The organism is Neobacillus terrae, from assembly GCF_011393025.1.
GTDB classification, from domain to species: Bacteria; Bacillota; Bacilli; order Bacillales; family Cytobacillaceae; genus Neobacillus_A; species Neobacillus_A terrae.
In genome coordinates this window covers 22074-41412 of record NZ_JAAOEO010000019.1, presented here as the reverse complement: position 1 = coordinate 41412, position 19339 = coordinate 22074, and the positions used below count along the sequence as shown (strand labels likewise).

Annotated in this window: 18 protein-coding genes; 3 read left to right on the top strand and 15 right to left on the bottom strand. The window is 39.1% G+C overall.

Annotated features, from left to right (window positions below):
- Positions 1-3 precede the first annotated feature (3 nt).
- The 5 genes from G8761_RS20580 to G8761_RS20560 are packed head-to-tail and all read right to left on the bottom strand — an operon-like array spanning position 4 to position 4475.
- Entirely contained in the window at positions 4-960 is a 957-nt protein-coding gene (locus tag G8761_RS20580) for an ABC transporter ATP-binding protein (protein WP_166029849.1), read from the bottom strand.
- Positions 914-1930: an ABC transporter ATP-binding protein gene (locus G8761_RS20575; RefSeq protein ID WP_166029848.1), complete on the bottom strand. Its 1017-nt coding sequence runs from the start codon at positions 1928-1930 to the stop codon at positions 914-916. The genes G8761_RS20580 and G8761_RS20575 overlap by 47 nt, the downstream gene beginning before the upstream one ends.
- Before the next feature lie 22 nt (positions 1931-1952).
- The gene (locus tag G8761_RS20570) at positions 1953-2609 is read right to left on the bottom strand and encodes a GntR family transcriptional regulator (protein ID WP_166029847.1); all 657 of its coding nucleotides are present in this window, start codon (positions 2607-2609) and stop codon (positions 1953-1955) included.
- Positions 2606-3646, bottom strand: a complete 1041-nt coding sequence (locus G8761_RS20565) for a ketopantoate reductase family protein (RefSeq protein WP_166029846.1) — start codon at positions 3644-3646, stop codon at positions 2606-2608. The genes G8761_RS20570 and G8761_RS20565 overlap by 4 nt, the downstream gene beginning before the upstream one ends.
- A 10-nt stretch (positions 3647-3656) precedes the next feature.
- Entirely contained in the window at positions 3657-4475 is an 819-nt protein-coding gene (locus G8761_RS20560) for an SDR family NAD(P)-dependent oxidoreductase (protein WP_207789288.1), read from the bottom strand.
- Positions 4476-4997: 522 nt separating this feature from the next.
- On the opposite strand from G8761_RS20560, the gene G8761_RS20555 reads away from it, so the two are divergent.
- Positions 4998-5405 (top strand): globin domain-containing protein, encoded by a 408-nt coding sequence (locus G8761_RS20555; RefSeq protein ID WP_166029845.1) that lies wholly within the window; start codon positions 4998-5000, stop codon positions 5403-5405.
- The gene (locus G8761_RS20550) at positions 5405-6277 is read left to right on the top strand and encodes a ClpXP adapter SpxH family protein (protein WP_166029844.1); all 873 of its coding nucleotides are present in this window, start codon (positions 5405-5407) and stop codon (positions 6275-6277) included. The genes G8761_RS20555 and G8761_RS20550 overlap by 1 nt, the downstream gene beginning before the upstream one ends.
- An 821-nt stretch (positions 6278-7098) precedes the next feature.
- On the opposite strand, the gene pepF is transcribed toward G8761_RS20550, so the two are convergent.
- The 5 genes from pepF to spxA all read right to left on the bottom strand — a co-directional run bounded on the left by pepF (position 7099) and on the right by spxA (position 14067).
- Positions 7099-8916, bottom strand: a complete 1818-nt coding sequence (gene pepF / locus G8761_RS20545; RefSeq protein WP_166029843.1) for an oligoendopeptidase F — start codon at positions 8914-8916, stop codon at positions 7099-7101.
- 104 nt (positions 8917-9020) lie between these two features.
- On the bottom strand, positions 9021-10232 hold the full coding sequence (locus tag G8761_RS20540) for a competence protein CoiA (protein ID WP_166029842.1): 1212 nt from the start codon (positions 10230-10232) through the stop codon (positions 9021-9023).
- A 208-nt stretch (positions 10233-10440) separates the two neighbouring features.
- Complete coding sequence (cls, locus tag G8761_RS20535) at positions 10441-11952, bottom strand: cardiolipin synthase (protein ID WP_166029841.1); 1512 nt, start codon at positions 11950-11952, stop codon at positions 10441-10443.
- 184 nt (positions 11953-12136) lie between these two features.
- Entirely contained in the window at positions 12137-12808 is a 672-nt protein-coding gene (gene mecA / locus G8761_RS20530) for an adaptor protein MecA (protein WP_166029896.1), read from the bottom strand.
- A gap of 863 nt (positions 12809-13671) precedes the next feature.
- Positions 13672-14067 carry a transcriptional regulator SpxA gene (gene spxA / locus G8761_RS20525; protein ID WP_166029840.1) on the bottom strand — a complete coding sequence of 132 codons (396 nt, stop codon included), beginning with the start codon at positions 14065-14067 and terminating at the stop codon, positions 13672-13674.
- Positions 14068-14672: 605 nt separating this feature from the next.
- On the opposite strand from spxA, the gene G8761_RS20520 reads away from it, so the two are divergent.
- Positions 14673-14858 (top strand): hypothetical protein, encoded by a 186-nt coding sequence (locus G8761_RS20520; protein ID WP_166029895.1) that lies wholly within the window; start codon positions 14673-14675, stop codon positions 14856-14858.
- Between the two features lie 55 nt (positions 14859-14913).
- Here G8761_RS20520 and G8761_RS20515 read toward each other — a convergent pair whose 3' ends face one another.
- The 5 genes from G8761_RS20515 to G8761_RS20495 form a co-directional block, all read right to left on the bottom strand.
- Complete coding sequence (locus G8761_RS20515) at positions 14914-15840, bottom strand: IS3 family transposase (protein ID WP_338001005.1); 927 nt, start codon at positions 15838-15840, stop codon at positions 14914-14916.
- Positions 15741-16304 (bottom strand): helix-turn-helix domain-containing protein, encoded by a 564-nt coding sequence (locus tag G8761_RS20510; RefSeq protein WP_166029838.1) that lies wholly within the window; start codon positions 16302-16304, stop codon positions 15741-15743. Before G8761_RS20510 ends, G8761_RS20515 begins: the two co-directional genes overlap by 100 nt.
- A 105-nt stretch (positions 16305-16409) precedes the next feature.
- Positions 16410-17342: an ABC transporter ATP-binding protein gene (locus G8761_RS20505; RefSeq protein ID WP_166029837.1), complete on the bottom strand. Its 933-nt coding sequence runs from the start codon at positions 17340-17342 to the stop codon at positions 16410-16412.
- Positions 17342-18412 (bottom strand): ABC transporter ATP-binding protein, encoded by a 1071-nt coding sequence (locus G8761_RS20500; protein WP_166029836.1) that lies wholly within the window; start codon positions 18410-18412, stop codon positions 17342-17344. The genes G8761_RS20505 and G8761_RS20500 overlap by 1 nt, the downstream gene beginning before the upstream one ends.
- 12 nt (positions 18413-18424) lie before the next feature.
- Positions 18425-19339, bottom strand: coding sequence for an ABC transporter permease (locus G8761_RS20495; RefSeq protein ID WP_166029835.1), 915 nt, complete (start codon positions 19337-19339; stop codon positions 18425-18427).

Below are 19339 nucleotides of genomic sequence, written 5' to 3'. Positions count from 1 at the left end.
CCTCTATACATGAATACAAGCCGTCCAATGACCAAACGATTTTTCACGGAGCTCTGGAACAATTGTCTTACATTCCGCGGTTGCCATAGGACAACGGGTATGGAAGGTGCAGCCTGTCGGCTGATTCACTGGACTTGGCAAATCTCCTTGAAGAATAATCCTATCCCGTTTTTGTTTTGGATCTGGGACAGGAACGGCTGATAATAGTGCTTTTGTGTAAGGATGCTGAGGGTTGCTGTACAGCTCGTCAACTTCTGCAAGCTCAACAATCTTGCCTAAATACATTACCGCTACCCGGTCGGAAATATGCTGCACCACGGATAGGTCATGGGAAATAAACACATAGCTTAAGCCGAACTCTTCCTGCAGGCTGGACATGAGATTTAGTACCTGTGATTGCACAGAAACATCGAGAGCTGATACCGGTTCATCAGCAATAATTAACTTTGGATTTAGCGTTAATGCGCGTGCGATTCCAATCCTTTGCCGCTGCCCGCCGGAAAATTCATGTGGAAAATTGCTCAATTGTTCTTTTCGAAGTCCAATTTTACCGATTAAGTTTTCAATCATTTCAAGGCGTTGTTTTCGATTGCCGACTCCATGGATAATCAACGGCGCTTCTAAAATATCTCTCACTGTATTCCTGGGGTTCAGTGACGCAAAAGGGTCCTGAAAGACAATCTGCATTTCTTTTCTCAGATCCTTTAGATCTTTTCCCTTTAAATCAGTAATGTTTTTTCCTTTGTATTTGATTTCACCTGAGGTTGGCTCAATTAATCGAAGGATTGAACGCCCCAAACTAGATTTTCCGCAGCCTGATTCACCAACAATTCCTAAAGTTTCACCCTCATTCACTGAAAAGCTGACCCCATCGACTGCTTTGACCGTTGTCTTTTTTCCTAAAAAGCCTTTGTTAATGGTGAAATGTTGCTTCAGATCTTTCACCTCGAGAAGCGTCATACCTGCCCACCCCCTTTTCTTCATATAACCAGCAAGCTGCCGTATGATTAGGACCAACCTCCACCGTTGAGGGCTGCTTTCCTCTGCATATATCCATTGCTTTATTGCATCTGTCAGCGAAACGGCAGCCAAGAGGCATATTTTTGGGGGAAGGAACTGTCCCCGGAATCGAACCAAGTTGGTTTTTTCGTTCTCCCAGTTTCGGAATTGATTGCATCAAACCAATTGTATAGGGATGTTTGGGATTGGCAAATAACTCCTCCGCCATTCCCTGTTCAACAACCTTTCCAGCATACATAACGATAACCCTGTCACAAACCTCTGCAACCACTCCTAAATCGTGTGTAATCATGATGATTCCCATGTCATTCATTTGCTTTAATTTGTTCATTAAATCGAGAATTTGGGCTTGGACAGTAACGTCTAATGCAGTAGTCGGTTCATCACAGATGAGCAGTCTTGGATTACATGCCATGGCAATCGCAATCATTACCCTCTGCCGCATTCCACCCGACAGCTGGTGAGGATATTCATTCACAATTTCATCCGCCCGGGGTAAGCCAACTTCTTTTAGCAAATGGACCACTCTTTGTTTTCTTTCAATTTTTGACAGTTCCGTATGCAGGTAAAGTGCTTCACCAATTTGTTTACCTACAGAATGCAAGGGATTTAGTGATGTCAAAGGATCCTGGAATATCATTGAGATTTGATTTCCACGTATTTTTTCAAGCTGTTTTTTGGATAAGGCGGTAATCTCCTTTTTTTCAAGATTTACCTTCCCCTCAAGCTTTGCCTTGTCAGGCAGCAGCCTCATTATCGAGAGGGCGGTCATACTTTTTCCACAGCCAGATTCACCGACAATCCCCAGGGTTTCCCCTTTTTCAACCTGAAACGAAACATCGTCGAGGATCTTCAAATAGGAACCATCTTTTTTAAGCGATAGTGATAAATTCTCAACATTAAGTAACAATGGATAACACCTCCATCCTTTGTTAATCTGCTTTCTGCTTCGCTAAAGCCTTCACTGCGTTAACATAGTGTTCTGAAAATACCCGTTTAATTTTTTGCAGGTCCCTTGTTCTCAAAGTATCAATCAATAACTCGTGATTTTCGACCACCATACTGGCCCTGCTTGGAAGTTTGTTGGCAACAGTCAAAAACATTGCTCCAACTTGTGTATCAAGCTGCTGGTGCATCCTAATTAACCGTTTATGCTTTGATAATTGGACAATCGTTCCATGGAACTGAATATCGCACCTTGCTTCCTGCTCTAAATCCTTTTCTAAAAAGGCTGTCTCTAATTCTTCAAGCAATTCTTCTAATCTGGTAAAATCCTTCTCTGTTATGTTGGCGGAGGCCAATAACGCCGCTTCCCCTTCCAGCAGGGCTCGTAAGGTATAAATCTCATAGGCGTCCTTCATCGACAAGGTTGTCACGAATGTCCCCTTATTGGTTTCATGTTTGATGAGCCCCTCATTTTCTAAAAGCTTAAGAGCTTCCCTTACAGGTCCTCGGGAAATGTTCATTTCCTCTGCAAGCTGTGCCTGATTGAGACGTTCCCCCGGCTTTAATGTTCCATTAAAAATCATTTTTCGTATGATATTGGCAACGTCATCCGATAAATTACGCTGTTCGAGAAAAAATTTCATCGCTGCTGAACCCTTTCGTATAGTTTTTTTAATTCATAAAGGTTTTCCCAATTCATTTGCCTTACACCTGTCTCAAGTTCTTTGATTTGCTGTATTAACGCGTTGGTTAATGGCATTTCTAAACCACATTGATTTCCTATTTCTACAATCGGTACAAGCTGTGCATCAATTTCCGTTTTCCGTTTTCGGACGGCTAAATCTCTCCAAATTCCGCTTTTTGTCTTTTTATTAGCTGCCATTCTTACTGATAGTTTTTCTAGTTGTACATCAAGTACTTCACGATTACGAGATTCTCTTGGGTATACTAATTCTGGCTCCCAATCGTCAAATCCGAGGGGTGTCACACCCTCTTTTTCAGCAACCTCCAATATCTCTGAGCATAGCTCCATTAAGGTCTCTCTTAAATCCTGCTTCCTTACTACTGCTGCCATGGTTTCATCAGCCAATGCAGTGGCATACAGCAGTCCGGCATAGGACATTTTCCCCCATAAAAATCCCCAAATATTGTCGGTTATCTGTGCTGGCCCCCATGCCTGCAAGCGATGGTGGAGGTCGTTGAGCCTGGGAGTTACTTTGGAATTGAGTTCACCAATGTATAGTGACGCCACCCCCCCATAAAGAATTCTTCCTGGTTCGAGATAATCTGCAGAAAAGTTAACAAAGCAGCCAATTGTACGTTCTCTTCCAACCATACTTGCAATCTGTTTTTCACATAATCCATTTTGAACCGAAACGATAAAGGATTCTTCCGAAAGCAACGGGAATATTTCATCCACTGCATCTTTCGTATGTTGAGCTTTTACACAAATCAAAACGGTTTCTATTGGTTTCCCTCTTTTTCTCAGCTGTTCTGGAGTAAAAGACGGGCACTTTGCAGTAAAGGTTTCTTCCGGGCCTTCAATAGTTAATCCACTTTCATTGATTTTATTTACATGATTTTCAGCGATATCACAGAGAACAATCTGTTCCCCTTTTGCAGCTAAGTGTGCACCAATAACACCGCCAATGGCACCCGCTCCTACAATTGTTATCTCCATAACGCCCCTCCTAGAAAAGTTGTAACCCACCATCTGCAGAAATAATCTGTCCGCTGACATAAGCCGAATAATCTGATGCAAAAAATAAAACCGGGTGGGCAATGTCCTCTGGCTTGCCAATCCTTTTTAGCGATATGGATTCGATTAGCTGCTGCTGTTTTTCCTCTCCCATTGCTTCCCATTGTTTGATCGAGGAAGGATTGGATAATACAAAGCCTGGTGCAACATTGTTTACAGTAATTCCATAAGGCCCCAGTTCTCTTGCCATTTGACGTGTAAAGCCTATTTGACCTGCTTTTGAACCTGTATATGCCTGAATCCCGGTCAAACTGCTGCTGCGGCCAGCGCCGCTTGAGATATTGACGATCCTGCCGTATTGCCTTTCCTTCATGTGGGGAGCAACCGCCCTAGTCATATAAAAACAGGCGTACAGATTAATCTCCAATACCTTGTGCCACTCGTCATCCGTTACTTCTTCAATCGGCTGATGGACCTGGCCAACAACCCCGCCTGCATTATTAACCAAAATTTCAACAGATTGAAATTGCTTAATCACATCGTTAATGAATTCCTGAACTCGATTAGATTGGGTTAAGTCCACTCGATAGGTATGTATGGTCCCTTGTGATTGAGTTTGTTGTATGGTTGAGGTTACTTCCTCTCTCGTTCCCTGTAGCTGTTCCTCTAAAATATCAACAGCTATTACATTAGCCCCCCGTATGGCAAATGCCTGACAGATTGCACGGCCAATACCATGTCCCGCCCCTGTTACAATCGCGGTCTTATTTTTAAAAACAGTTGAATGTAAAATGTTAACACTTCCAGACAATGTAAACACCTCTTTTTCTAAACTTCCTGACTATTCAAAAAGTATCTTACAACCCATTTCTCAGGCTTGCAATAGCTTCGACTGAACTTCCTATAAAGATTGTTTAAATGATACTTTTCTACTTTTTTCTTGTTTTCTAGTTAAGGATCAAAAGCGTACTCCTAAAAGTACACCCTACTTCTAAAAGAATCCCTATTAACCAATTTAAATTCCTGAGAAATGCTTGACCAAAATAGCTGTTGAAACCAATAGTATTGATGGTTGGTTAAATTGGGCAAAATAGCTCCATACTGTTTCAACGATCGATAACTTTGTTCAAGTACTTTTCGGCCTTCCTTTAAATTCGACATTTTATACCAAATTTTAGGAGTAGCGGGTAGAGAATTCGTTTCTCTACTCATCAAAATATAGAAATTCTTTGATATTTCTAAAGAAATTCCCCATTCCAAAGCGATTTATTTGTTATATAAAAGGGGCATTGCTAAAATAAGGCATACAAACTCATTTAAAGGAGTTGTCAACATGATTGAGAAAATGCCCACTCCATTCGAGGCTATTGGAGCAGATAAACTGCATGAACTGGTAGACACATTTTATGGCCTGGTTGGAAAGCATCCTGATCTAGCACCCCTGTTTCAGAATGATTTTTCCGAAATCGCCAGGAAACAAAAACAATTCCTGACTCAATACTTAGGTGGTCCTAATTTATATACACAAGAACATGGGCATCCCATGATGCGTGCCCGTCACTTACCTTTCCCCATCACACCTGTTAGGGCAAAGGCCTGGCTTTCCTGCATGCACCAGGCAATGGATAAAGTTGGATTGGAAGGACCTCTTCGCGAGGAATTTTATTCCCGCCTTTTCCTTACTGCCCAGCATATGGTAAATACACCGGATGAGAAAGAAACACAAGGTGATATGCTGTGATGGACGGGGAAAAGTATATAAATAAAGCTTCTGCGCATTGCCATGGCAGTGAGAAAAAACCGATTGAAATTTATCTCTTTGTTGATCCTCTCTGTCCTGAGTGCTGGGCAATTGAACCTATACTCAAAAAGCTGCAAATTGAATATGGCCGATATTTCTCTATACGCCATATTTTAAGCGGAAAATTAGCTATGCTGAATATGAGTAAGAAGCAGAAATATGAAAGCATCGCTAATCTTTGGGAGAAGACAGCTAGCAGGTCCGGAATGTCATGCGATGGAGACTTGTGGTTTGAGAACCCAGTTTCATCTCCCCATATTGCTTCTATTGCTGTTAAAGCAGCAGAACTTCAGGGCAGACGCAGAGGACATCGTTTTTTACGAAAGCTGCAGGAAGCGTTATTTGTCGACAAACAAAACATATCTAATTTTGATGTCCTCAAAGATTGCGCTCGCAGTGTAGGTTTGGATGTAGAAGAATTTATTACTGATATCCATTCAGATAGTGCAGCCAAAGCTTTTCAATGCGACTTAAAAATCACTTCCGAAATGGAAGTTAGTGAAATTCCAACTTTGGTTTTTTTTAATGAGAATGCTGAAGAGGAAGGAATAAAAATTACAGGTTCTTATCCATATGAGGTGTATGTACAAATTCTTGAAGAAATGCTTACCGAAGAACCGATGAAATCACCTCATCCCCCACTCGAAAACTTTTTAAAGTTTTTCCGGCTGGTTGCGACTAAGGAAATTGCTGTTGTGTACAATATGTCCATCTCTCAGGTGGAAAAGGAAATGAAAAAACTTTTACTAAAAAAGAAAGTGGAACAGATCCACGCCAAGTATGGAAGTTTTTGGAGATATATTGAAACCTAGGCCAGCCCTCTTCCTAAATGGGCGGGCCTTTTTTTAGAAATGGCTTTGTTAATCCTACCTGTTGATTTCCGCTCCCGGCGCTCGCTTTCCCCGGACGGTCCGGAAGCCTCCTCGGCGCTATGCACCTGCGGGGTCTCCCTTGGACCGCTTTCCCGCAGGACATTGAATAGCACCCATGAAATCACCCACACACGAAGGAATGCGATAGCATTTCCGAGGAGTCTCGCACCTTTTGCTTCAATCAAATTAAGGAAAAATTAACAATGAGCTTTAATAGACACCAATGAAAAAAATTTGGCACACAAATAAATGAAATAACAGTATCCACAGTTATTTCAGGGTAGAGCCTTAGGAACAAAGAAAAAAGGCCTGAAGCACCAGGCTTCGGCCTTTTTTATAAATACGAACAAAGGGGATGGGAGAAATTTTTCACGGTCAAACAAAGGGGTATATGTTTGTTTGTGATCAACTTCACGTATAAAATATATCATGGAAAATGCCTTCTTGACAAGAAGTTTGTTACACATTTCACAATATTGTCAAATTCATATTAGCGACAACAGGACAATATATTATCTTTAAAAGAGATCTATTTGAGGTGAAACGTATGAGGAAATTTTTTTATCTTTCGATGTCGGCACTTCTACTATGCTCCTTCTTTATACATATACTGGCCCTGATGCACCTGGCTCCGCTCCTGTTAAGCATTCCTCTATTGTTTTTCTCCATTTTTATTTTCATCATGAGCCTGATCGACCGCAAACGATTCAAAGGATTTCACTAGTATATTAAAAGGGATGGCTGCCGCCATCCCTTCGCTCTTATGACAATAACTTTTCCATTTCGTCCAGTTTTTCTTCAAACACCTTGCAGGCATCTGCGATTGGCTGGCTGCTAGTCATATCGACACCAGCTCTTTTTAATACTTCAATCGGATAATCGGAGCTTCCGGACTTCAGAAATTCTACATAGCGTTTAACTGCAGTTTCCCCTTCTTCCAGGATTTGCTTACTTAGAGAGGTTGCTGCACTAAATCCGGTTGCATATTGATATACATAATAGTTGTAGTAAAAATGAGGAATTCTGGACCATTCAAGACCGATTTCTTCATCGATTACTAAATCTTCTTCACCAAAGTACTTCTTGTTTAGCTTATAGTACTCCTCTGTCAAAAGATCAGCTGTTAATGGAACATTGTCCTGTGCTTTTTGATGGATAAGATGCTCGAATTCAGCAAACATCGTCTGGCGGAAAACAGTCCCTCTAAAGCCTTCAAGATAATGGTTTAGGAGATAGAGGCGTTTTTGCTCATCGTCAACTGTTTTTAACATGTAATTATTTAGAAGTGCTTCATTACAAGTTGAAGCAACCTCTGCTACGAAAATAGAGTAATTCCCATATGGATAAGGCTGTGTTTTTCTTGTGTAATAGCTATGGACGGAGTGACCGAACTCATGGGCTAGAGTAAACAGGTTATTTACATTATCCTGCCAGTTCATCAAAATATATGGATTTGTTCCGTAAGTACCGGAAGAGTAAGCTCCGCTGCGCTTCCCTTTATTCTCATGCACATCCACCCAGCGATTTTCAAATCCCTCTTTCAGAACTCCAAGATATTCTTCCCCCAGTGGTGCGAGTCCCTTTAAAATAATTTCTTTTGCTTCTTCATATTTGATTTCCATTTTTACGTCTTTAACAAGAGGTGTGTAAAGATCGTACATGTGAAGCTCTTTAAGTCCTAATACCTTTTTGCGCAGCTTTATGTAGCGGTGCAGCAAGTGCAGGTTATCATTTACTGTCTTAACCAGGTTTTCATAAACACTTTCAGGAATATTATTGGCTGCAAGAGCTGCCTGCCGTGCTGAGTCATATTTTCTAATCCGAGCATTGAAATTATCCCTTTTAACATTACCGCTTAATGTGCTTGCAAACGTATTACGGAACTTGCCATAAGTATCGTAAACTGCTTTGAAAGCATCGTGGCGGACCCTCTGGTCTCCGCTTTCAAGAAATCTTGAGTAGCGTCCATGAGTTACTTCGACCTCTTCTCCACTTTCATCCTTAATCGAAGGAAATTCGATATCTGCATTGTTGAGCATTCCAAAAGTTGTGCTTGATGAGTTTAGAACTTCTGAAGCTTCTGCAAGAAGTGCTTCCTGGTCAGCGGGCAGTACATGTGGCCTTTGAAGATTGATTTCCTCTAAAGCATGCTCATAAAGCTTTAATTCCCCTTTTTCTTCAAGGAAGCTCTCAATCTTTTTCTCATCAACTGACAAAAGTTCTGGTACTATAAAAGCCAATTGGCTTGCTGCCTGAGAATAAAGGCTTTTAATTCTTCCATCAAGGCTCTGATAAAAGGAATTTGTTGTATCCTGGTCATAGCGCATATGTGCATAGGTATACAATTTGCTAAGCTTCTCCATAAGCCTGTCCTGAAATTGCAGCGCCTCATATAGTGTAGCTGCGTTTTCGCCTAGTTTTCCCTCGAATTCTTTTATCCCAGGAATTAATTCTTTAACCTCATTAAATTCCTTATCCCATGCTTCATCACTTGAAAATATGTCTTCCAGTTTCCAGGTATCCTCTACAGAGATCTCCTTGCGTGCTGGAAGTGCTTTTACTGCTGATTCGTTCGCCATGTTTATCCTCCATTCGACATTTCGGGTTTCGAAAAAATACTCTTCAATATATTCAACAATTCCGTTGATATTCCTTTCTATCTTTATAAAACTAATTGGAATATTCAACTATTACTATTGCTATCATTTATTATTCCCCAGTATGCCTTATAAAAAGCATCTTCCATTACCTTTTGTTCCGCAGAATTCTGCGGAACTCTGAATACATTGTTAAGTTTATATATCCCTTTTTCTACTGGACTTAACTTTCCCATCCGCGTTAATACATCTAAATATTGCTTAATAACTCCATAGCTGCCAGAGCTTTCAGCTAATGGAAGCATTCTAGGTACAATGTCGTTTGATTTGATCCTGAGATTAATCTTTCGCATTGCTTGTTCTAGACTGACAATGGCCCCGTACCTTATAAATCTAAGGTAATCGAGATACAAATAGATCTGCCATACTAAAGGCGGGGTTAAAAAGTGAGCAGCTTCTGTTAAAGGAATTCCAATTTCAGGAGGAAGGAGAAAGATGTTCAAATGGCTTCTATATAACTCATTTAGTACTAGTAAAGGTTTTGCAGAATGAAATTGGATAGAATTCATTTTGAAGGTATATAGTGCTTTTTTCCAATCATTTGCACTTATACGCGAAGGGCTCCCAGAAGGCTCGATTAAGTTTCCTATTAAGGTCTTATCAAGTGGGGATACAGTTATGTCTGCCAGGGCATTTTTTGAGGAATAGGGAAAAAGAGGGTTCAATTGGATAAGGGATTTGCTGTCAGGAGAGTAAAAGGGAAGAGTCCAGTTTAACGAATGGATTTGTCTAACAAATAAATATTGAAAACCGGAGAGTGAAACGGAAGATGCATTTTTCCTTTGAAAGTGCATTGCACCCAGCAGCCAAATTGGGATATAGCCTTGATTTACATAGGATTTAGTCCTTTTTAACACTATTTCAGGGGAGATAACTGAGCATTGGTATTCAAGTGCGTATTTCTTACCTTCAAATTCAAACATGATATCTGGCCTCTGCCGAATTTCTTTAATATAATACTCCATCTCTACTGTTGGTACCTGCCGCTTAAGCCACTGGTATAAGTGTTTTTTTCCAAGCAAATGATATTCGGTTTCATTTTCAAAACTAGCCTCGCAGGTATGCGCCTTTAAATGAGAAAAATGAAATATTCGTTTTTCCCCTAGTTTTAATACTACCTTTTCACCACATGAGGGGCAGTAAAATTCTTCTTTATTACGGAAATACACCAGGCTTGCTTTTTTATAATTATTACCAAGGCAAAGCTTTTTGCCCGTTTTAGTAACCGCAGTTAACAAAGTGATCCCTCCTTTTAATATAAAAATTCGAGATATAAAAATAAAAACCTTTAAATAATAGAAAAACTTGGCATACGCCAAGTTTTTCTTATACTCTCTCAAAACGGAACATCCTCAACAAGGAAAAACTGATGAAAGTTTCCTTGTCCTGCTCGTCGTTCAGATTTTATGAATATAAGCTAAAGAAACAACTTCTGTAAAAGAATTTTTAAAGAAGAGGGGACAGCAGCCTTGAAGTAGACTCTAAAAGCCGATAACCCAGGTGCCTCTTTTTAAAGGATTCCAGTTCCAGCTTTTCTGAGTATTTAAGATCAAGGAGAAATTCATCCACCAGTTTTTGGGTACTTTTTGTCCTATATAAGAAAGCGTTAACCTCAAAGTTTAAATGGAAACTCCGCATATCCATATTTGAGGTTCCAATCGAGGCCAGTTCAGAGTCAACTATAACAATTTTGCTATGCATAAAGCCACGTTCATACTCGTATATCTTTACTCCAGCTTCAAGCAGTTCCGGAAAATACGACCGTGAAGCATGAAAAACGATTCTTTTATCGGGTTTATTGGGTACAAGAAGCCTGACATCAATACCGCTTAACGCAGCAACTTTTATGGCAGAGAAAATATCTTCATCCGGAATGAAATAAGGAGAAGCTATCCATACTGATTGGCGGGCAGAGGTAATCATGGAAAAAAAGATATTCTTGATGACGCTCCACTCATTATCAGGTCCTCCCGCAATAAGATGAACTCCACCGTGGCTTTTACCGTCTATGACCGGTGAAAGATAATCATCTGTCAGGAAGCTGTGATTTGTAGCATAATACCAATCCTGCAGAAAGATGAGCTGCAATGACCTAACTGCTTCACCCTTTAACATTAAATGAGTATCTCTCCAAAAACCAATATTCTTAACTCTGCCTAAGTATTCATCACCAATATTCAGCCCGCCGACAAAGCCTACAGATCCGTCAATTACGATTATTTTCCGATGATTGCGGAAGTTAAATTTGTTATTTAAAAATGGAAGCTTAACTGGTCCGAATGAAACAGTTTCTACCCCTGCATTCTTTAATTCTTTAATATACTTTTTGGAAAGCTGCCAGGACCCTACCGCATCATATAAAAATCGCACTTTTACTCCTTGAAGTGCTTTTTTAATGAGCACATCCTTTATCTCACACCCGATTTGGTCATTCCGAACTATATAGTATTCCATATGAATGTGGTGTGTTGCCTTGTTTAACTCTTTAATTATATGGCGAAAAGTTTCGTTCCCATTTGTTAGAGTTTTTGTTGCTGTATCGAAAGAGATAGGGCTGTTTCCAAGCCTTTGTGCCAAAGAGAAAAGCCTTTTCTGATGGTCGCCCATCTGCTGGAGTTTCTCTTCACTCCTTGGGTCAATGTCCCCTTCAACTGTTAAAAAAGCCTGCTTATCCAGGAAGTATTTTTTTCTGTACATACGTTCTTTTCGATAGCTTCTCCCAAAAAGCAAATAAAAGAAAAAGCCTAATAAGGGAAAGCTTCCAAGTACAACCAGCCAGGTCAGTGTCTGAGTAGGATGTCTGTTTTCAAAAAAGATTAAGATTCCTATAAATATAACGGACAGTGTAACAAATACACTTAGAAAACTAACAATTCCCCCTTCAAGCTTTTGCCTGAAAATAAAGAAAAAAACAAAAAGAAACACACCGAATAAGATAACCCGTACGGTATTTTTCAATAATCCTCACCACCCAATACTCCATAACAAGAAAACATTATATCTTATTTTATGTAAAGTGTTTGTTATATCATTTAAAATTGTTCGCATTTTCATTTTAACAAAACAGATATTTCTTTGTCCTGAAAGACGTAGACTTTATTAGCTTTTAAAAAAGCCGATTTCAAATGAAATCGGCTTGGTCTTAACTGAAATGTTTTCTTAATTCTGCAAAAACATTTTCAGAAATTATTTCTTTTCCGTACTCTTCGATGCGATGAATGGTTACTTGTGTTTCAAGCCCATATTCAAGAAGAATACTTAAGATATCATCAATTTGGTCCTCTTCAAATTGTTCTTCTGGGAACTCAGCAAACAAATAATAGGTTCCTTCGAAGTGAAAAAGACTTGTATTTAGACCATCCAAACCAGGATGAAGAGATAACTGAATAATGTCTTCAAAATCTTTAAAAGCGAGCAGGAATTCTAAAGGCTCATCTTCGAGAAGTTCCTCTTCAGGACCATATGTCCGTGGATTAAAATGCTGGTCCAGAAGTTCCTCAATTTTTTCATCTACAGGAATATCCTTCATTTTGTCACTTGGTATAGGAAGCTCGAATTTTTGTCCATCTCTGGATAACTGAGCTTTTGTCACCAAAACCTCAAGACCTTTTTCTAAAGCCTGAACTTGAATCCAAAGCGGTCCTTCAACGGTAAATTCCTCTTCCTGATGCACCTCATCCATCATTTCCCAGAAGAGCTCTTCACTTCGTTCCCGATTGTACCAGATCTCTTCTCTGTCGAAGCCTCTTTCCTCTATATCAATATATGAGATATAAAACTTAACGGTATTCTCATTAATGCGTTCTATTTCCATCATCAACTCTCCCTCCCTTTCCATGATTGAAGGGACTCATAACCCCCACGAAGAATGATAATGCTTATCTATTACCCATTTTAGACCTATTTATTCTTTGCTAAATGGATAAAAGTCAGCCTTGTACTTTTATTTTATGATAAAAAAATGAATATGGGAAACAAAATATCACGGCAATTCAAAAAACGTCAAATGCCTATTGATATTCCTTCAATTTTATCAAAAAAATCGCTTTTTTACAATAAGACGGTCTTCTTTGTGCTTATTCCGATAACTGGTTTGTATGACTTAAATAAAAGCAATACCATGCAGTGAGGTTTAATTTAACCTTATTTACTAGGTGTTATTCTTTATGTTTAGTTAACTTTTCCTATTGTTTTTTTAAAAGAGAAGGTATCCGGTTCCTTACGATCAGCAATATCATTAGCTCAGAGATTTTTTTGAAAAAACGCACAAATTACGCGATTGCAGAAGGAATATATCTTTGAATTTACATCGCCCGAAACTATGCGATAGTATAATTGAGGATTTTTGAGGAGTTCCCGCCTTCCGCTTCAATCAACAATTGACTTTAATACATCCATTAGATAAGAAAAACTAGGTATTCGCCAAGCCCTTTTGGCGGAAGACCTAGTTTCTTAATACATCAAAACAGCACATCCTCGGAAAAGCAGGTGCTGTTCCTTCGTGCCATGGATATAGCTGACGAAGCCTTACTTGTCCGGTCCAGGTAGTTTCAAAAATGATGAATATATACTTTTAGCTAAAGAAAATTCGGCAACTGCAGACCCTTTTCCTTTATCGACAATTCTTCCTTAATAACAATAAAAAACCCCTTCTAAAAATTGAAGGAGTTTTGAAAGTTAATTTACCATACGCTGAGCTTCCTGTAATTGGAAAGTACGAACCTTCCTTGGAAGGAAACGGCGAATTTCATCTTCATTATATCCAACTTGTAAGCGCTTCTCATCTAAAATAATTGGTCTGCGAAGCAAGCCTGGATTTTCTTTTATAAGCTCAAATAAATTTTGCAAGGGCATCGTTTCAAGATTAACATCCAGCTTTTGGAATGTCTTTGACCGCGTAGAAATGATTTCATCTGTTCCATCTTCAGTCATACGAAGAATTTCTTTGATTTCTTCAATGGAGAGCGGCTCGGAAAAAATATTTCTTTCAGAATATGCAATTTCATGCTCTTCCAGCCAGGTTTTTGCTTTTCTGCATGATGTACAACTTGGTGAAGTGTATAGTGTTACCATTTTGGTTTCACACTCCTTAATTATTTTCAAACTATATATAGGAAATAGTAGCTTAGCAGTCAGAATATATCTTCTAAATAATAATTAATTTAAATAAGTAATTTATATCATTAATTATACACTACCACTCTAAAAAAAGTAACCCTATTAAACAATTAGTTTTCTAATGTTTACTTTATATTAGACGATGGATTTCCATAAAAGTTTCAGGTTTTTATCAAATAATTATTTGACATCCACCCTTTCGTGGGAAAATAATAAGCTAAATTATTAAATCATTCGTCTTTTATTGCAGCTTTATGTACGTGACTGCTATAAAATTTTAAAAATATATTCTTATAGTTTCTTTACCCTTATCATTTTTATCTTAAACCACTTAAAATAAACTTTTTTATTCTCAATTAAAATTCTCTTTCGAAAACGCTTAACTTTGTATTAATATCATTAAATATGAAAAAGGTCACCTTTTCATTTTAATTAGTTTTTGCGTATTTTTTCCTTTCCATCTGTTTGAAATTCTTTTAAAATAAAGATAGGAAAATGCTTTCAGGCCTGAATCGGTTGAGCCTGTTCCCAATTTGAATGGAGGGTTTTTCTTGGCTGGATTGGCTGGTTACATAACAGATTTGACAATTGTTGCAGTCCTTGTTGTAGGAATTACTGCTTTAATGGGTGTTATTACTAATGGTATTGGGGAAAATTTATTTGGCGGAAAGAAAAAATCAGAATTTGTCCAGGAATCTGCAAAATACCAAACTGGTTGGAAAGCAGTGGGTGGCAATAAAAAATAAATACAAAAAAAAGAACCCATACTTTGAGGTGACCCCCAAAAGTTAGAGTTTTATATTAAGCAGCTGATTGGCTGGTATGAATCCGGTATTGTACTGGACTCATGCCAGCCAATTTTTGTTTTATACGCTTGTTATTGTAATAGTGGATATAATCTTCTATTCTATTTTTTAACTCTTCATAAGAGCACAGTGCTTCTCCGTAATACATCTCTTGTTTCATTAAACCGAAAAAGTTTTCTATAGGTGAATTATCTAAACAGTTTCCTTTTCGTGACATACTCTGGAATACCTTTTGTTCTTTGAGTCTTTTTACCCATTTGTTATGTTGATAATGCCAGCCTTGATCAGAATGTATAGTGGTTCTGTACTTTGAGTCTTTTACGATTTCAAGGGTTTCCTCGAGAGGGGTGAGCACCAATTCCAAGGTTGGACGCATACTTACTCCATAGGAAAGGATTTCACCGTTGAACATATCCATAATGGGACTCAGATACAGTTTTACATTGTCTGAACACTTGAATTCTGTGATATCTGTTGTTAATTTTTGATGACACACATTTGTGTGGAAACGACGGTTTATACGATTCTTGGCAACAGTTCCTGTAGTTCCTTTGTAAGAACTGAATTTCCGTGATTTTCTATTGAACTTTTCTCCTTTGAGTTGGAGTTTTTTCATGATGCGTTGTACCTTCTTATGATTCACCTTATAACCACGGTTTTTCAATTCTAGATGGATACGGCGATACCCATAGTTGCCGTCATTTTCATCAAAAATCGATTGAATACATTCTTCAAGCTCTTGATCAGGATATTCTTTCTTCATGCAATTTATATGGTAATGGTAGGAGGATTCAGGAATACCGACTCTAAGTAAAACATCTTTTAACTTGAAGGTTTCTTTGAGTTCGAATGATAGCGCTGCTTGTGCTTTTCGAGATAGCCTTCCGGATCCATCTGAAAAGCTCTCAACTTTTTTAAGTATTCTACCTCTAAACGAAGATGTTCGTTTTCTCGTTCCAATTTTTGTTCATATGTCATTTCACGTTCTTCTGTAGGTTTGTTTTTTCTGTTCTTGGATTTTTCAGACATGGGAGGCCGTCCTTTCGGTTTATCCAGGGCCTCAGCACCACCTTCCAGATACGCTTTCTTCCATGAAGCTATCATAGGAGGGATTGTTAGCCCAAATTGAAGGGCTGTTTCCATTTCTGAAGAACCTGTTCTCTCCATGTATCTTAATACATCCAGTTTAAAATGAGTAGAATAAGTTTCATTATGTTTCTTCCTCATTAAGCCTTCAGCTCCAAATTTCTCGTATACTTTTACCCATCTCTTAATGGGTGAACTGCTGGACATGCCGTGCTTACTAGCCAGCGAGTCATATCCAAAATGACCTTCTTGGTATTCCCTTACCACCATCAACTTAAATCGTTCACTATATTTAGCCATAAATAAACACCCCAAAAGTTAGATTTTAGCTCTAACTTTTGGGGTGCAGTACACTTTCTGAGTTCTTTTTTTATATGACGGAAAGCTTTATTCAGTATGGGTAACTTATCTGTATTGCTGTTTATATTGTTCGAATTCCTTAGCTGAACAAAGAACAAAGTGACCTGGACTGATTTCCCTCATGGTAACATCTTCATTATCACCATAGTTATGGACACTTGGATTATAGGTAATCCGTTTACGTGTTCTTTCTGATTCAGGGTCTGGAATCGGGATAGCAGATAATAAAGATTTAGTATATGGGTGCAGAGGATTTTTATATAAATCTTCAGCAGGTGCAATTTCGACCAATTTCCCATAATACATTACACCGATTCTGTCACTGATGTATTTAACCATTGAAAGGTCATGGGCAATAAAAAGGTAGGTTAATCCCTTCTCACGCTGAAGCTTCTTCATCAGATTAACTACTTGCGCCTGAATTGATACGTCAAGAGCTGAAATAGGCTCATCCGCAATAATAAACTCAGGTTCAACAGCTAGTGCACGGGCAATCCCAATACGCTGTCTTTGACCACCGGAGAATTCATGAGGATATCTGTTGGCATGCTCTTTATTGAGTCCAACTGTTTCAAGCAATTCATAAACTCTTTCCATACGTTCTTTCCTGGTCTTAGCAAGTCCGTGAATATCGATTCCTTCAGCAATAATATCAGCAACCGTCATTCTTGGGTTTAGTGAAGCATAAGGATCCTGGAAAATCATTTGCATTTTACGGTTGAACTTTTTTAGTTCTTTTGCAGATTTCTTTCCATGGACATTTTCTCCATCAAAAAACACCTCTCCGGCAGTCGCATCATAAAGACGGATAATAGTACGGCCTGTAGTAGACTTTCCACAGCCAGACTCCCCAACAAGACCTAAAGTTTCACCTTTATAAATATCGAAGGTAACACCGTCAACGGCTTTAACCAGATTGGGTCTACCCACGTTAAAATACTGTTTTAAATTCTTTATTTCGATTAACTTTTCAGCCATTATGATTTACCCTCCTGAACGAGAACAGGCTTTTCAAAAGTAGAAGCTAATTTGCGCATTCGCCTTTTAACAGCTTCAGGCGGCTCTACTTTTGGAGCATCCGGGTGAAGGAGCCATGTTTTCGCAAAATGGGTCTCAGAGATTTGGAACATTGGCGGTTCCTCTTCAAAATCGATTGCCATCGCATACTGGTTTCTAGCAGCGAATGCATCCCCTTTAGGTGGATGTATAAGATCCGGAGGTGTTCCCGGAATAGCAGCAAGCTCGGATTTATCATCGTTATCCAAGCTTGGCATGGAAGCCAATAACCCCCATGTGTATGGGTGGCGTGGGTCATAGAATACCTCATCAACCGTTCCCATTTCAACAATTTGTCCTGCATACATAACAGCGACACGGTCTGCCACATTAGCTACTACCCCAAGATCGTGGGTAATAAAGATAATAGACGTATCCATCTTGCTTTGCAGGTCTTTCATCAATTCAAGAATTTGTGCCTGGATTGTAACGTCCAATGCAGTGGTAGGCTCATCGGCAATTAACAATTTAGGATTAGCTGCCAAGGCGATTGCTATCATCGCACGCTGTCTCATACCTCCGGAAAACTCATGCGGATATTGAATTACACGTTTTTCGGGCATAGGTATACCTACAAGGCGTAAAAGTTCCACTGCTCTTTCCTTGGCTGTAGATGTTGACATATTCTGATGCTTGGTTAGAACCTCCATGATTTGCCGGCCAATCTTCATGGTCGGGTTTAAAGACGTCATAGGATCCTGGAAGATCATGCTGATTTCCTTACCACGAATCTTTTCCATTTGTTTGTCAGTCTTTTTTACTATATCTTCACCATTAAATAGAATTTGCCCGCCTTTAATCTTACCAGGAGGCATAGGGATCAATTTCATAATGGTTTGCGATGTAACACTCTTTCCGGAACCCGACTCACCAACAATGGCAAGAGTCTCACCTTTGTGAAGGTCGAAGCTTACTCCGCGAACGGCTTTAACCTCACCACCATAAGTTTGGAAAGAGACTTCCAAATTCTTTACTTCTAGTAATTTTTCCATTTTATCACACCCCTATTTACGTAGTCGTGGATCTAAGGCATCTCGCAGGCCATCCCCGATTACGTTAAACGCAAAAATTGTTAAACAGATAAACGTAGCAGGGAAAAATAATCTCCATGGATAATATTTAATCGCAGGCAGACCATCGGAAGCCATAGTTCCCCAGCTTGCTAACGGAGGCGTTAATCCTAATCCCAAATAGCTAAGGAAGGCTTCCGTGAATATAGCAGATGGAACAGTTAGAGTCATTGTGACCAGAATCGGTCCCATTGTGTTAGGGATTAAATGTTTTCCCATGATACGCTGAAGTCCTGCTCCTAATGTTTTTGAAGCTAAAACATATTCCTGGCTCTTCAGTGACAGAACTTGTCCGCGGACAATCCTGGCCATATTTATCCAACCTGTAATTGTCATTGCAAGGATCATGGTACCAAGTGACTGACCCATAACAACCATGAATAAAATTACAAGAAGTAAATAAGGAATTCCCCAAAGGACATCAGCAAAACGCATCATAAATTCATCAATACGTCCTCCCTTATATCCTGCGAGTCCCCCCCAGAAAACGCCGATAAAGAAATCAACTGCAGCAGCTGCTATACCTATGAACAAGGAAATTCTTGCTCCTTGCCATGTACGAGCAAAGACATCACGGCCTAAATCGTCAGTTCCAAACCAATGCATACTTCCAGGTGGCTTATTAGTATTCACAAGATTGTTTGTACGGTAATCAAACTTAGTCATATATGGTCCAAAGATTGCCATGATGATTAGGAGAATTAATAATACAACACCAAACATGGCAAGCTTGTTTTTTCGAAAGCGGATTGAAACATCCTTCCAAAAGGAAAGGCTCGGTTTAGAGATTTTTTCAGCTTCAGTACTTCTAGTTCCAACTATTTGAAATTTTTCTTTTGAGATTTCCAT

What these genes read in the sequence shown, in the direction of transcription:
- G8761_RS20495 (WP_166029835.1), bottom strand. Translation starts at nt 19,339, where the DNA reads ATGGAAATCTCAAAAGAAAAATTTCAAATAGTTGGAACTAGAAGTACT.
- G8761_RS20570 (WP_166029847.1), bottom strand. Translation starts at nt 2,609, where the DNA reads ATGAAATTTTTTCTCGAACAGCGTAATTTATCGGATGACGTTGCCAAT.
- spxA (WP_166029840.1), bottom strand. Translation starts at nt 14,067, where the DNA reads ATGGTAACACTATACACTTCACCAAGTTGTACATCATGCAGAAAAGCA.
- G8761_RS20500 (WP_166029836.1), bottom strand. Translation starts at nt 18,412, where the DNA reads ATGGAAAAATTACTAGAAGTAAAGAATTTGGAAGTCTCTTTCCAAACT.
- G8761_RS20555 (WP_166029845.1), top strand. Translation starts at nt 4,998, where the DNA reads ATGATTGAGAAAATGCCCACTCCATTCGAGGCTATTGGAGCAGATAAA.
- mecA (WP_166029896.1), bottom strand. Translation starts at nt 12,808, where the DNA reads ATGGAAATAGAACGCATTAATGAGAATACCGTTAAGTTTTATATCTCA.
- G8761_RS20565 (WP_166029846.1), bottom strand. Translation starts at nt 3,646, where the DNA reads ATGGAGATAACAATTGTAGGAGCGGGTGCCATTGGCGGTGTTATTGGT.
- G8761_RS20550 (WP_166029844.1), top strand. Translation starts at nt 5,405, where the DNA reads ATGGACGGGGAAAAGTATATAAATAAAGCTTCTGCGCATTGCCATGGC.
- G8761_RS20510 (WP_166029838.1), bottom strand. Translation starts at nt 16,304, where the DNA reads ATGGCTAAATATAGTGAACGATTTAAGTTGATGGTGGTAAGGGAATAC.
- pepF (WP_166029843.1), bottom strand. Translation starts at nt 8,916, where the DNA reads ATGGCGAACGAATCAGCAGTAAAAGCACTTCCAGCACGCAAGGAGATC.
- G8761_RS20505 (WP_166029837.1), bottom strand. Translation starts at nt 17,342, where the DNA reads ATGGCTGAAAAGTTAATCGAAATAAAGAATTTAAAACAGTATTTTAAC.
- G8761_RS20580 (WP_166029849.1), bottom strand. Translation starts at nt 960, where the DNA reads ATGACGCTTCTCGAGGTGAAAGATCTGAAGCAACATTTCACCATTAAC.